Annotated in this window: 12 protein-coding genes; 8 read left to right on the top strand and 4 right to left on the bottom strand. The window is 74.8% G+C overall.

Annotated elements, in window-relative coordinates:
• The 8 genes from lysA (at window position 1) to VKV23_05350 (ending at window position 8,598) form a co-directional block, all read left to right on the top strand.
• The gene (gene lysA / locus VKV23_05385; GenBank protein HLI15472.1) at window positions 1-1,323 is read left to right on the top strand and encodes a diaminopimelate decarboxylase; all 1,323 of its coding nucleotides are present in this window, start codon (window positions 1-3) and stop codon (window positions 1,321-1,323) included.
• 23 nt (window positions 1,324-1,346) lie between these two features.
• Window positions 1,347-2,675 (top strand): homoserine dehydrogenase, encoded by a 1,329-nt coding sequence (locus VKV23_05380; GenBank protein ID HLI15471.1) that lies wholly within the window; start codon window positions 1,347-1,349, stop codon window positions 2,673-2,675.
• Window positions 2,672-3,745: a threonine synthase gene (gene thrC / locus VKV23_05375; protein HLI15470.1), complete on the top strand. Its 1,074-nt coding sequence runs from the start codon at window positions 2,672-2,674 to the stop codon at window positions 3,743-3,745. The genes VKV23_05380 and thrC overlap by 4 nt, the downstream gene beginning before the upstream one ends.
• A gap of 337 nt (window positions 3,746-4,082) precedes the next feature.
• Window positions 4,083-5,792, top strand: a complete 1,710-nt coding sequence (gene rho, locus VKV23_05370) for a transcription termination factor Rho (GenBank protein ID HLI15469.1) — start codon at window positions 4,083-4,085, stop codon at window positions 5,790-5,792.
• Between the two features lie 38 nt (window positions 5,793-5,830).
• Window positions 5,831-6,046, top strand: coding sequence for a 50S ribosomal protein L31 (gene rpmE / locus VKV23_05365; protein ID HLI15468.1), 216 nt, complete (start codon window positions 5,831-5,833; stop codon window positions 6,044-6,046).
• Between the two features lie 43 nt (window positions 6,047-6,089).
• A complete protein-coding gene (prfA, locus tag VKV23_05360) occupies window positions 6,090-7,169 on the top strand; it encodes a peptide chain release factor 1 (protein HLI15467.1) in 1,080 nt (359 codons plus the stop codon).
• On the top strand, window positions 7,166-8,005 hold the full coding sequence (prmC, locus tag VKV23_05355; GenBank protein ID HLI15466.1) for a peptide chain release factor N(5)-glutamine methyltransferase: 840 nt from the start codon (window positions 7,166-7,168) through the stop codon (window positions 8,003-8,005). Before prfA ends, prmC begins: the two co-directional genes overlap by 4 nt.
• Complete coding sequence (locus tag VKV23_05350) at window positions 8,002-8,598, top strand: L-threonylcarbamoyladenylate synthase (protein HLI15465.1); 597 nt, start codon at window positions 8,002-8,004, stop codon at window positions 8,596-8,598. Before prmC ends, VKV23_05350 begins: the two co-directional genes overlap by 4 nt.
• A 103-nt stretch (window positions 8,599-8,701) precedes the next feature.
• Here the strand turns inward: VKV23_05350 and VKV23_05345 are convergent, their stop codons facing one another.
• The 4 genes from VKV23_05345 to VKV23_05330 form a co-directional block, all read right to left on the bottom strand.
• Window positions 8,702-9,706 (bottom strand): cytochrome c oxidase assembly protein, encoded by a 1,005-nt coding sequence (locus tag VKV23_05345; GenBank protein ID HLI15464.1) that lies wholly within the window; start codon window positions 9,704-9,706, stop codon window positions 8,702-8,704.
• A 125-nt stretch (window positions 9,707-9,831) separates the two neighbouring features.
• The gene (locus VKV23_05340; protein ID HLI15463.1) at window positions 9,832-11,079 is read right to left on the bottom strand and encodes a redoxin domain-containing protein; all 1,248 of its coding nucleotides are present in this window, start codon (window positions 11,077-11,079) and stop codon (window positions 9,832-9,834) included.
• The gene (locus VKV23_05335; GenBank protein HLI15462.1) at window positions 11,057-11,986 is read right to left on the bottom strand and encodes a cytochrome c biogenesis protein CcdA; all 930 of its coding nucleotides are present in this window, start codon (window positions 11,984-11,986) and stop codon (window positions 11,057-11,059) included. Before VKV23_05335 ends, VKV23_05340 begins: the two co-directional genes overlap by 23 nt.
• Window positions 11,983-12,762: a zf-HC2 domain-containing protein gene (locus VKV23_05330; protein HLI15461.1), complete on the bottom strand. Its 780-nt coding sequence runs from the start codon at window positions 12,760-12,762 to the stop codon at window positions 11,983-11,985. Before VKV23_05330 ends, VKV23_05335 begins: the two co-directional genes overlap by 4 nt.
• Window positions 12,763-12,793: the final 31 nt, after the last annotated feature.

Genomic DNA, 12,793 nt, shown 5'->3' with positions numbered 1-12,793 from the left:
GTGGGCGGGGAGGCGCCCGGCCCCCTCGCGGGCGCGCCGAGCGAGGCGCCGCTCGCCCGCCACCTCCTGCCCGACACGGCGGAGGTGGCGCCGGGGGGGCGGCTGCGCGTCGGCGGCGTCGACCTCGTCGAGCTCGCCGAGGAGCACGGGACGCCGCTGTTCGTCTACGACGAGGCGCACCTGCGGGCGCGCTGCAGGGAGGCGCTCGGCGCCTTCGGCGCCGGCGTGGCGTACGCGACGAAGGCGTTCCTGTGCACCGCCATGGCCCGCCTCGCCCTCGAGGAGGGGCTCTCGCTCGACGTGTCGACCGGCGGCGAGCTCGCCGTCGCGCTGGCGGCGGGCGCGCCCGGCGAGCGCCTCGTGCTGCACGGGAACAACAAGAGCGAGGACGAGCTCGCGGCCGCGCTCGCGGCAGGCGTCGGCCGCGTCGTCGTCGACTCCTTCGACGAGATCGCGCGCCTGCGACGCCTCCTCGGGGACCGGCCGGCCGGCTCCCAGCCGGTCCTCGTGCGCGTGACGCCCGGGATCGAGGCGCACACCCACGAGTTCGTCATGACCGGGCAGGAGGACTCGAAGTTCGGCTTCTCCCTCGCCTCCGGTGCCGCCGACGAGGCGCTGCGGGAGCTGCGCGGGATCGGCGCGGCACGCGTGGTTGGGGTGCACGCCCACATCGGCAGCCAGATCTTCCGACTCGATGCCTTCGAGCGCGCCGTCGCGCTGCTCGCCCCGCTCGTGCGCGCGCACGGGCTCGGCGAGCTGTGCGTCGGCGGCGGCCTCGGGGTCGCCTACCTCAACGGCGAGCGCGCCCCCTCGATCGCCGAGTGGGCGGCGCGCCTTCGCGCTGCGGTCGCGGCGGCGGGGATCGAGGGCGTGCGCCTCACCGCCGAGCCGGGCCGCTCCATCGTCGCGACGGCCGGCCTCACCTGCTACCGGGTGGGCACGATGAAGACGATCCCCGGGGTGCGCACGTACGTCGCCGTCGACGGCGGCATGAGCGACAACCCCCGCCCCGTCCTCTACGGGAGCGGCTACGAGGCCTTCCTCCCACGCGCCGCCGACGCCAGCCGGCCGTTCGCGGCGCGCGTGGTGGGCAAGCACTGCGAGTCGGGAGACGTCCTCGTCGCCGACGCCCGGCTGCCCGCCGACGTCGCGGTCGGGGACATCCTCGCCACGCCCGTCACCGGCGCCTACGGCTTCGCCATGGCCTCGAACTACAACCGGCTCGGGCGGCCGCCGGTCCTCTTCGTCGCCGGCGGCCGAGCGCGCGTCGTCGTGCGGCGCGAGCAGGTCGAGGACCTGCTTCGGCTGGAGTGCCCGAGTTGACTGCCGTTGACTACCGTGGGCCGGTGAGCAACCAGGCGCCACCCGGGCCCACGAGAGCGGTGCGCGTCGGCGTCCTCGGCTGCGGGAACGTCGGCTCGGCGCTCGTCGAGCTGCTGCAGCACGAGGCGGCGGCGATCGCCGAGCGCTGCGGGGTCCGCCTCGAGCTCGCCGGCGTCGCGGTGCGCAACCTCGCCAAGGCCCGCGCCGCGGCCGTCCCCGAGGGCCTGCTCACCCACGACGCGCGAGCGGTCGCCACCGATCCTCGAGTCGACGTCGTCGTGGAGCTGATCGGGGGCATCGAGCCGGCGCGCTCGTGCATCCTCGCCGCGCTGCGGGCCGGCAAGCCGGTCGTCACCGCGAACAAGGAGCTCCTCGCCAACGTCGGCGCGGAGCTGCAGGCCGCCGCGGACGAAGCCGGCGTCGCGCTCTTGTACGAGGCGTCCGTCGGCGGCGCCATCCCGCTGCTCAGGGCGCTCGAGGTCTCCCTCGCCGGCGAGCGCGTCCGCCGGGTCATGGGGATCGTGAACGGCACGACGAACTACATCCTCTCGCGCATGAGCGAGGACGGCATCGACTACGCCGAGGCCCTCGCGGAGGCCCAGCGGCTCGGCTACGCCGAGCAGGACCCGGCAGCCGACGTCGAGGGCTTCGACGCCTCGGCGAAGGTGGCCATCCTCGCCGGCATCGCCTTCGGGGCCGACGTCGTCGCCGGCGACGTCTACCGGGAGGGCATCGAGTCGATCGCCGTCGCCGACATCGAGTTCGCGCACCGGCTCGGCTACGAGGTGAAGCTCCTCGCGATCGCCGAGCTCGAGGGGGAGGGCGAGGGAGCCGGCATCGCCGTGCGGGTCCACCCGGCGATGCTGCCGTCGGACCACCCGCTCTCGAAGGTGCGGGGGGCGTTCAACGCGGTGTTCATCGAGGGCGAGGCGGCCGGCGAGCTCATGCTCTACGGGCGGGGCGCCGGCGGGCGGCCGACCGCGAGCGCGGTCCTCGGCGACCTGCTCGACGCGGCGGGATCGCTCGCTGCGGGCCGCCGGCCGCGGCGCGTGCGACGCCGGCGGCTCGAGATCCGCCCGATCGACGAGCTGCGGGCCCAGTACTACCTCGCCCTCGACGTGGCGGACCGGCCCGGCGTGCTCGCGGACGTGGCGCGCGTCTTCGGGGACCACGCCGTCTCGATCCGTTCGATGGAGCAGGTCGGGCTCGGCGACGAGGCGCGTCTCGTCTTCATCACCCACACGGCGCGCGAGGCCGACGTCCAGGCCACGCTCGGCGACCTGGCGAAGCTCGACGCCGTCGAGCGCATCGGCGGGCTGGTCCGGGTCATCGGTCCGGAGCGGTCGGGATGAGCCCGAGGCCTCCGACTGGCGCGCTGGGCAGTCGTCCCTGGGCAGGGGTCATCGCCGCCTACGCCGAGTACCTCCCGGTCGGCGAGGCGACGCCGATCGTCACCTTGCACGAGGGCAACACGCCGCTGCTGCCCGCGCCGCGCCTGTCCGAGCGCGTCGGCGCGCAGGTGTACCTCAAGGTCGAGGGGGCCAACCCGACCGGCTCGTTCAAGGACCGGGGCATGACGGTCGCGATCTCCAAGGCGCTCGAGAAGGGTGCGCGTGCCGTCGTCTGCGCCTCGACGGGGAACACCTCGGCCTCCGCCGCGGCGTACGCGGCGCGCGCCGGCCTGTCGTGCGCGGTCCTCATCCCCGAGGGCCACATCGCGCTCGGCAAGCTGGCCCAGGCGCTCGTCCACGGCGCTCGCGTCCTGCAGGTGCGCGGCAACTTCGACGCCGCGCTCGAGATCGTGCGCGCCCTGCCCGAGCGTGCGCCGGTGGAGGTCGTCAACTCGGTCAACCCCCACCGGATCGAGGGGCAGAAGACGGGCGCGTTCGAGATCGTCGACGCGCTCGGGGACGCGCCTGACGTGCACTGCATCCCGGTCGGCAACGCCGGGAACATCACCGCCTACTGGAAGGGCTACCTCGAGTACAAGGCGGCCGGACGCTCGACGAAGCTGCCCCGCCTCCTCGGCTTCCAGGCGGCCGGCGCTGCCCCGATCGTCGCGGGGCACCCGATCGAGCACCCGGAGACGGTCGCCACGGCGATCCGCATCGGCAACCCGGCCTCCTGGTACGGCGCCACGGCGGCGGTCGCCGAGTCCGGCGGGGCGATCGCCGCCGTGAGCGACGAGGAGATCCTCGCCGCCTACCGCTTCCTCGCCGCCGAGGAGTCCGTCTTCTGCGAGGCGGCCTCGGCGGCGTCGGTCGCGGGCCTGCTGAGCGTCGGCGTCCCACCGTCGTCCCGGGTGGTCTGCGTCCTCACCGGGCACGGCCTCAAGGACCCCGACCTCGCCATCAGCCAGGTGCGCGTGCCCGACGCGGTCGACGCCACCTTCGACGCCGTCGCGGCCGCACTCGGCCTGTAGGGCCCGGGGCGCGCCGCGCACCGTGCGGCCGGCACGCGGGTCCGCCGCCCCGCGCGCGTTGCCGACCCGCGCGCGTTGCCGAGTGGCGCGCCAGGCGGTACACTCGTCGCACAACCACCCGCGCGGCGTGATGTCGCGTTCGTGCGCTCACTCGCCGGATGGGGAACCGTCGTGGTCGCACCCCGCGTCACCTCGCAGATCGTCCCCCGAGGGTCCAAGACGCAGCGTCCACCTTCGCAGACCTCGCTCACCGCCCGCCACGGCGGATGCGCAGGGCGAGTCGCACGGTGCGGCGACGACCGGCGAGAGGTGTCTCAGCGAGCAGGAGTGGAGAGCCATGGCAGGAGAGCAGCTGGAGCGCTCGATCCTCGAACGAAAAGAGCGCGACGAGCTCCACGCCATCGCCGCAGCGATGTCGCTCAAGCCGTCCGCGCGCTCGAAGAAGTCGGACATCATCGACCTCATCCTCACGGCGACGGGCGTGGCACCCACTCCGCAGGTTGCGCACGCTGAGGCAGACGGCAACGGCTCGACCCCGCCCGAGTCCGGCGTCGATCGCGCCTCCGAGGGTGCGGGCGAGGCCCGACGGACCCGCCGACAGGGCGACGGCGAGACCGGCGTCGCGCTCGCCGGACCCGAGGCGGGCGCGGCCAGCGCGCCCGCGGCGCCGCCCCAGCAGCCCACCGTCGACGCGGGCCCGGCGGGCGAGGCGACGGCGGAGGCGCCGGCGGAGACGGTGCGCGCCGACGACGGACGGGCACCGCGCAACGGGCACGCGGGCTTCGCCCGTCATCCCGTCGTCGTACCGAGCCCGCAGGGCGAGATCGGCAACCGCCGGAGCCGCCGTCGGCGGCGCGAGCGCGAGCGCGGCGAGGGCGCGCCGGGGCCCGAGGTGGCCTGGCAGGGCGAGCTCGTGCCGGTCAAGGGGCTGCTCGACCTGCGCGAGGAGGGCTACGGCTTCCTGCGCACGAGCGGCTACCTCCCGAGCTCGAAGGACGTCTACGTCTCGGTGAGCCAGGCGCGCCGCTTCGCGCTGCGGCGCGGGGACGCCATCGAGGGGGCGTGCCGCCCGGCCGGGCCGAGCGAGAAGTACCCGGCGCTCATCAGGATCGACTCGGTCTGCGGCCTCTCGCCCGACGACGCCCGCCAGCGGCGACGCTTCGAGGACCTGACGCCCCTCTTCCCCGACGAGCGTCTCCGTCTCGAGCTCCCCGGGGACCCGTCGAACCTGACGGCGCGCATCGTCGACCTCATCTCCCCGATCGGCAAGGGCCAGCGCGGGATGATCGTCTCGCCGCCGAAGGCTGGCAAGACGACGATCATGAAGCAGATCGCGCACTCGATCGAGTCGAACAACCCCGACGTCCACCTCATCGTCCTCCTCGTGGACGAGCGGCCCGAGGAGGTCACCGACATGCGTCGCTCGGTGCGCGGCGAGGTCATCGCGTCGACCTTCGACCGCCCGGCCGACGAGCACACCGCGGTCGCGGAGCTGACGATCGAGCGGGCCAAGCGCCTCGTCGAACTCGGGCGCGACGTCGTCATCATCCTCGACGGCATCACCCGCCTGGCTCGGGCGTACAACCTCGCGCAGCCTGCCACCGGCCGCATCATGTCGGGTGGCGTCGACTCGGGAGCGCTCTACCCGCCGAAGCGCTTCTTCGGTGCGGCGCGCAACATCGAGGAGGGCGGCTCGCTCACCATCCTCGCCACCGCGCTGGTGGAGACGGGCTCGAAGATGGACGAGGTCATCTTCGAGGAGTTCAAGGGGACCGGCAACATGGAGCTGCGCCTCGACCGTCGCCTCGCCGAGCGGCGCCTGTACCCGGCGATCGACGTGAACGGGAGCTCGACGCGCCACGAGGAGCTGCTCTTCGAGCGCTCGCAGCTGCAGCAGGTCTGGAAGCTGCGCCGCGTGCTGAACGCGCTGAGCAGCGAGGGCAACGCCGCCGCAGGCCTCGAGCTGCTGATCGACAAGATCCGGACGACGGCGTCGAACGACGAGTTCCTGGCCGAGATCGCCAGGGCGCCGTTCACCGGCAACTGACCGGCAGCGCTGCCCGGCGCCGCTACGATGCGACCTCGATGAAGAGCGACATCCACCCGAGCTACGTCGTCGCGCAGGTGCGCTGCTCGTGCGGCAACACCTTCACGACGCGCTCGACCAAGGCCGAGCTGCACGTCGAGCTGTGCAACGAGTGCCACCCCTTCTACACGGGCAAGCAGAAGCTCGTCGACACCGGCGGACGGGTGGAGCGCTTCGAACGCCGCTACGGCCGGCGAGCCGCCAGGCGCCGCTGAGCGCGCTCGCAGGTCGGCGCCCTCGAGCCGGTAACCTGCGGCGGTGGGAGATCTCGAGCGCTTCGAGGAGCTGCGCCGCGAGTACGCGCACGTCGTGGCGCGCCTCGCCGACCCCGCGGTCGCGCGGGACCGGCGGGCCTTCCTCGCCCTCTCGCGCCGGCACAAGGAGCTCGAGCCGATCGAGCGCGCCCTCGAGGCGCTCGCGGCGGCGCGCGCGGATCGCGACGCGGCGAGGGAGCTGCTCGAGGAGGCCCCGCCCGACAGCCGCGACCTCGTGCGCGCCGAGCTCGCCGAGGCGGAGGCGCGCCTCTCGGCCTGCGAGGCCGAGCTCCGGCAGCTCCTGCTCCCGCGGGACCCCAACGACGGGCGCAACGTGATCGTCACCGTTCGCGGGGCGGAGGGCGGCGAGGAGGCGAACCTGTTCGCCAAGGACCTCTACGAGATGTACCTGCGCTACGCGGAGCGCAACGCCTGGCGGGTCGAGCCCCTCGAGGTGCAGGCCTCGGACCTCGGCGGCATCGACGAGGCGACGTTCGTCGTGAAGGGCGACACGGCCTGGCAGCGCCTCAAGCACGAGGGCGGCACCCACCGCGTCCAGCGGGTCCCGGTGACCGAGTCGCAGGGCCGGGTGCACACCTCCTCTGCCGCGGTCACCGTGCTGCCCGAGGCCGACGAGGTGGAGGTCGAGATCGACCCTGCCGACCTGAGGATCGACGTCTACCGCTCGACCGGCCCCGGTGGCCAGTCCGTGAACACGACGGACTCGGCGGTGCGCATCACGCACCTGCCGACCGGGCTCGTCGTGGCGATGCAGGACGAGAAGAGCCAGATCCAGAACCGGGCGAAGGCCCTCCAGGTCCTGCGAGCGCGCCTGTTGAAGCTCGAGCAGGACCGCAGGGCCCAGGAGCTCTCGAGCGCGCGGCGCGCCCAGGTCGGCGCCGGTGGTCGGGCGGACAAGATCCGCACCTACAACTTCAAGGAGAACCGGGTCACCGACCACCGGATCGGCCTCACCCTCTACAAGCTCGATCGCATCCTCGACGGGGAGCTCGACGAGCTCGTCGACGCCCTGCTCGAGGACGAGCGCCGCCGCCAGCTCGCGCAGGCCGACGGCTCGCCGTGACCTGGCGGGAGCTGCTCGGGACCACCGCGGGGGTCCTCGGCGCCCGCCACGAGGCGCGCCTGCTCCTCGAGGAGGTCGCCGGGAGCGACCTCGCGCGGCTCGCGCCGCGCCTCGACGAGGCGCCGAGCCCGGGGGCGCTCGCCGCGCTCGAGGCGGCGACGAGGCGGCGGCTCGCAGGCGAGCCCCTCCAGTACGTGCTCGGCCACTGGGGCTTCCGCTCCCTCGACCTCCTCGTCGACTGCCGTGCCCTCATCCCCCGACCCGAGACCGAGGTCGTCGTGGAGCACGCGCTCGCTGAGCTCGCGCGGCACCCGGCGCCGGCACGTGCCGCCGACCTCGGCACGGGCTCGGGCGCCATCGCGCTCGCGCTCGCGCTCGAGGGCGGGGCCGCGGTCGTGGCCGTCGAGGCCTCGCGCGCCGCGCTCGAGCTGGCGCGGGCGAACCTCGAGCGCCTGCCGTCCGCCGTGGCGGCCCGCGTCGAGCTCGTCGAAGGCGACTTCTACGAGGCCCTCGGGGCCGCGTCCCCGGCCGCGTTCGACTGCATCGTCTCGAACCCCCCCTACCTCGCCGTGGCGGAGTGGGAACGCCTCGACCCGGTCGTGCGCGACCACGAGCCGAAGGAGGCACTCGTGGCGGGGCCGACGGGCCTGGAGGCGATCGAGGTCGTCGTCTCGGGCGCCCCGGACCACCTCTCGCCGGGTGGCTCGCTCGTGCTCGAGCTCGCTCCGCACCAGGCAGACGAGGTCCTGGCGCTCGCGGCGCGCGCCGGCGCCCGTGAGGCGGCGGTCCAGCGTGACCTCGCCGGGCGCAGGCGCGTCCTCGTGGCCCGTTGGTGAGCGAGGACCCGCGCCTCGACGAGCTCGCCGAGGCGCTGCGCGCCGGCGAGGTCGTCGCCGTTCCGACCGACACCGTCTACGGGCTCGCGGCCCGCCCGGACTCCCCGGCGGCGACGGCACGCGTCTTCGAGCTGAAGGGCAGGCCCGACGCGCTCGCCCTCCCCGTCCTCGTCGCCGGCCTCGACCAGGCGCTGTCGCTCGCCGCGCCGCCGCACCGCCCGCTCGAGGCGCTCGCGCGCGCGTTCTGGCCCGGCGCGCTCACCGTCGTCGTGCGGCGTTCCCGTGGCGTCGAGCTGGCCGTCGGGGGCGACGCGGCCACCGTCGGGCTGCGCTGCCCGGACGATCCGGGGGTGCGCCGGCTGTGCGAGCTGGTCGGACCGCTCGCGGTGACGAGCGCGAACCGCCACGGCGAACCGCCGTGCACGAGCCCGGCCGAGGTGCGCGCCGCCTTCGGGGCCATCGCGCTGCTCGACGGCGGGCAGCGCGCCGGCGAGCCCTCGAGCGTCGTCTCGATCGTGGAGGGCCGACCGGTCGAGCTACGCCGCGGGCCGATCCCGCTCGACGCGATCGAGGCGGTGCTCGCCTCGGCGTGAGCGCGGCGCCGGTGCCAGGCGCTGGCCGACGAGCAGCGGGAACCGGGCGCAGGTGGCCGGACCGGTCCTCACCGGGCGCGAGGCGAGGATGCTCGCCGCCCGCCTACCGCTCGGCCGAGCGCGCACCGCCAGGGTCAGCCGGCTCGCCCCTCCCGGCGCGCGTGGACGCTCCGGGGACGTCGCTCCCGGCGCGTCGTGCCTGGCGCGCCTCGAGCTCGTCCAGGCGCCACCAGGGCAGGGTCATGCCGGGCGGCAGGTGCACGCCCAGCTCCTCGGCCCGAGCCCGGTTCCGCTCGGCGGCGATCTCGGCTCGACGATCCTCGCGGGCGGTCTCGCGTGCCAGCTGCCCGAACCACTGGAGGACCACGACGCCCAGGCACAAGCCGGTCGCCGTCATGGACAGGATCCAGAACGTGTCGCCGGCGCTGTGGGTGTCCGCCAGCGAGTTGACGGGCGCGATCGGATGCGGCATCTCGGAGATCCCGATCCCGAGGAAGGCCTCGAAGGGCATGCCGAGGAAGAGCGAGCCGATCCGGACCGGGTACGACCAGCGCCAGCGAGCGGGGTCGAGGCCGACCAGCGGATGCCAGAAGAGGTAGCCGACGAGGAGGCACCACAGGTGGGTCGCGTCGTGGAACAGGGGGTGGGCGATCGAGTACGGGTAGGCACCCGTCATGAAGTAGACGTACATCGTCCCGTAGTAGAGGAACCAGACGACGACGGGGAAGGTGAGGGTCGCCGCGGCCCGGCTGTGCACCACCTGCAGGATGCGGAGCTGGTTCCGTCGCGACGCCGCCTGCGTCGCCAGGGTGACCGGCTTGCCCAGCGCCAGGAGCGGCGGGACCACCATCATCAGGAGCACGTGCTGGACGACGTGCAGGGTCGCGCTGCTCTCGTCGTAGGCGGCGAGGCCGGAGCCGACGGCGATCCACAGCAGGGCCACGCCCGCGGCGAAGGCGGCGGTGTTCCAGGCGGGCCAGGTCCTCCCCCGCCGGACGAGGCGATGTCGTCCCAGCGCGTAGAGCGCGAGCAGCAGGAGCTCGAGCGCGTCAGCGACCAGGTCGAGCGGCCCGGTCTGGATGCCGGTCAGCAGGACGTGCAGGCGCACCGCAGCGCGAGGCGCACCGGTGGCGGCGAGCCAGTGACCTGCAGCTACGGACATGGGTCCCCGCAGTCGGGCCGGCGCGGCGCACGGCGCGCCTGCCGAGCGGCGTCGACGCCCCGGTGCACCGTTCAGCTCCCACCGAGCGCCTGGTCCTCGCTCCTCACGACGTACTCGAGCTGCTCGGTCGTGAGGTCGCCCGGATGGCGGACGAGGACGGTGCCGCGTGGCCCGAGGATCACCGTGAAGGGCAGGCCGGAGATCCGGTAGGCGCCGGCGAGGGTTCCGGCTGCGTCGGACACGAGCGGGTAGGTGGCGCCGAGACGCCTCGCGATTGCGGCCGCCGCGTCCGGGCGGTCGGCGACGTCGACCCCGACGAGGGCGACGTCTCGCCCGAGGTCCCGGTAGGCCCGCTCGACGTCGGGCATCTCCTGTCGGCAGGCCGTGCACGTGCTGGCCCAGAAGCTGAGGACGGCGTACCTACCCCGAAGGTCCGTCGACGACAGGTGCTCGCGCGATCGGCCGAGGATGGGCAGGGAGAACGACGGGCCAGGGGCGCCGACGCTCGCGTTCGTGGCCGTCGGAGCGGGCACCGGCGGCCCGCCGACGGCGGTCCGTTCGGCGGCGGGCAGGAGATCGACGGCCATCTGGGCCATGGCATGGGCGTAGAGCGCGGTGCTCGCAGCGTTCGTGCCGTACTCGCCGACGGCGACGACCCGGCCGGCGGGGTCGATGTAGAAGAGCTCGGTGCCGTGGACCACCGTGCGCGTCCGGGCGTCGACGCTGAGGTAGACGCCGTAGCGCCTGCGGATCGCGCCGAGCACGTTCACCGGGCCGGTGGTGGAGATCCAGTTGGCCACGTGCCCGAGTCCGTGGTCCTGCGCCCACTGCCTCACGTAGCGCACCTGGGGGTAGAAGGGGTTCACGTTGACCGAGAGGAAGACGACGCGCCTCGCCGCCGGCCCGAGGTCGCGGTCGGCGGCGACGACGTCCTGCGCGAGCAGGGTGCACAGGTCGGTGCACCGGTCGTCGTTGAACGAGAGCAGGACCACCTTGCCACGCAGGTGCGAGAGGGAGACGGCCTGCCCGAACTGGTCCGTGAGGGTGAAGTTCGCCGGCGTGTACTCGTTCGCTGGACCGAGGTAGTCGAGCTGGAGGAGATCGGCGGCCGGCGTGTCGATGCCGGGGGCGACGTCGGAGCCGCTCGGGCCGGTGCCGGTCCCGTTGAGCAGGACGACGGCGAGGACCGCGCCGAGCACGACCGCGCCGAGGCCGGCGAGGAGCGACCCGCGGCGGCGCGCCGCGGGACCGCTCGCGGTGGGCTCGCCGCCCCCGGGCGGGGGCACGGTCACGCCCTCATCGTCCACGTCGTGCGCCACCGAGCTCCTCTCCTCGCGCGATCGTCGCCGGCGCGCCGCCTCGGACCGGCCGCCGGCCGCCGCCGCGCCCGAGCGCGATCGCGGCGAGCAGGAGTGCCGTGACGACCACCGCGCCGAGCGCCGCGCCGACCGTCACCGAGGAGCTGGCGAGCCAGCCGCTGAGCGCGGACTGGGCGCCCTCCACCACGCGCAGCGGTGCCGGCGTGAGGCTCGGCGCGGCGAGGTCGCTCACCCAGTACCAGAGCAGGTACAGGCCGGCGACGCTCAGCACCACGCCGGACGCCCTGGGCACGAGGCGCGCGAGCATCCGGACGCGGCGCACGGCGAGCACGCCGGCGTGGGCGACGACGAGGCTGAGCGCGACGAGCAGCAGCCCCATCCCCAGGGCGTAGGCGACGAAGGTGAGCGTCCCGGTCAGCAGGCCCAGACGGAGGAAGGCCCCCGCCACGCCGGCGAGGAAGACGGGCAGGGCGCAGCTGAGCGAACCCAGCGCGTACGCGACGCCGAAGGTCACCATCGCGAGCACGCGGCGCGAGCCTGCGAGGCGGACCCTCGGCACGCGCAGGTGCACCTGCCGGCCGAGCGCGACGAGCACGCCGAGCACCGTCATGGCTGCGGCGACGACGGTCATCACCCAGGGGACCCAGCCCACCACGAGGCGCACGCCGGTCTCGACGAGCAGACCGAGGAGCCCGAACACGAGGACGAAGCCGGCCGTCACCGAGGCGCCGGCGACGAGACTTCGAGCGGTCCGTCCGAGCGCGCCCGTCTCGGCGTCGGCACCTGCGAAGACCGCCAGGTAGCCGGGGAGCAGCGGGAACCCGCAGGGACTGCACGCGCCGGCGAGGCCCAGGCCGAAGGCGTAGGCGAGGGGCCCCGAGGTCGCGCCGGCGAGCGTGAGCGTCACCGGGAGGCCGCCTCGCGAGCCGGTCGAGTGCTCGCCGCTCGCCGCGCCAGGGCACCCGTCGACGCCCCGCGCGCCGCTCCGGGCCGCTGCGCCTCGGCCGGTGCGACCCGGCGAGCTCCCGTCGGCCGACGCACTGCGGCGGTCGTCGCGACCGCGAGCGCCGAGCGGAGCGAGCGCGGGCGGTCCCACGACGGGGGGGCGAGCGCCGCGAGACGGCGCACGAGCAGCCATCCCGCCACGACGAGCAGGTGCGGCGCCTCGTCCAGCAGGCCAGTACGGCCGAGTGCGAGGTCGACGAGCGCCGTGACGACGAGCAGGGCGGCGGCCGCGCCGATCAGGGTGCGCATCCCGATCGCCCGTCCCGGTCGCCAGGCTGCGACGAGGAACCCGACGGCGACGGCTGCATCGAAGGAGCCGACCTCGTGGGTGACGTGCACCGGCGCAGCGCGGTCGCGGCCGAGGACGAGAGCCGGCACGGTGAGCGTGAGCTGGGCTGCGGCCACCCCCACGAGCGCGGCGCGGGCGGCGCCCATCGCGCCCCGACGCGGCAGCGCCCCGGCGCGTGCGTCGCGCACGGCCTGGAGGAGCGCCTCGGGCGGCCGTGGCGCCGGGCCTGGCTGGAGCCTCGTGCTCCGGGCGAGCTCGTGGGCGCGCTCTCGCCACGCTCGACAGGCGCGGCAGGCGACGAGGTGGGCGTCGAGCTCCTCGCGAGCGGCGCCGCCCGACTCGCCGTCGAGGCGCGACGAGAGCTCCTCCCGGGCGGTTGCGCAGTCCACACGGTGGTAGTCGCCCGAGCGCCGCGGATGG

It is taken from the genome of Acidimicrobiales bacterium, from assembly GCA_035294085.1.
Lineage (GTDB): Bacteria > Actinomycetota > Acidimicrobiia > Acidimicrobiales > Bog-793 > DATGLP01.
Note: the sequence above shows the minus strand (reverse complement) of the source record. Positions and strands in the feature narration are given on the sequence as shown.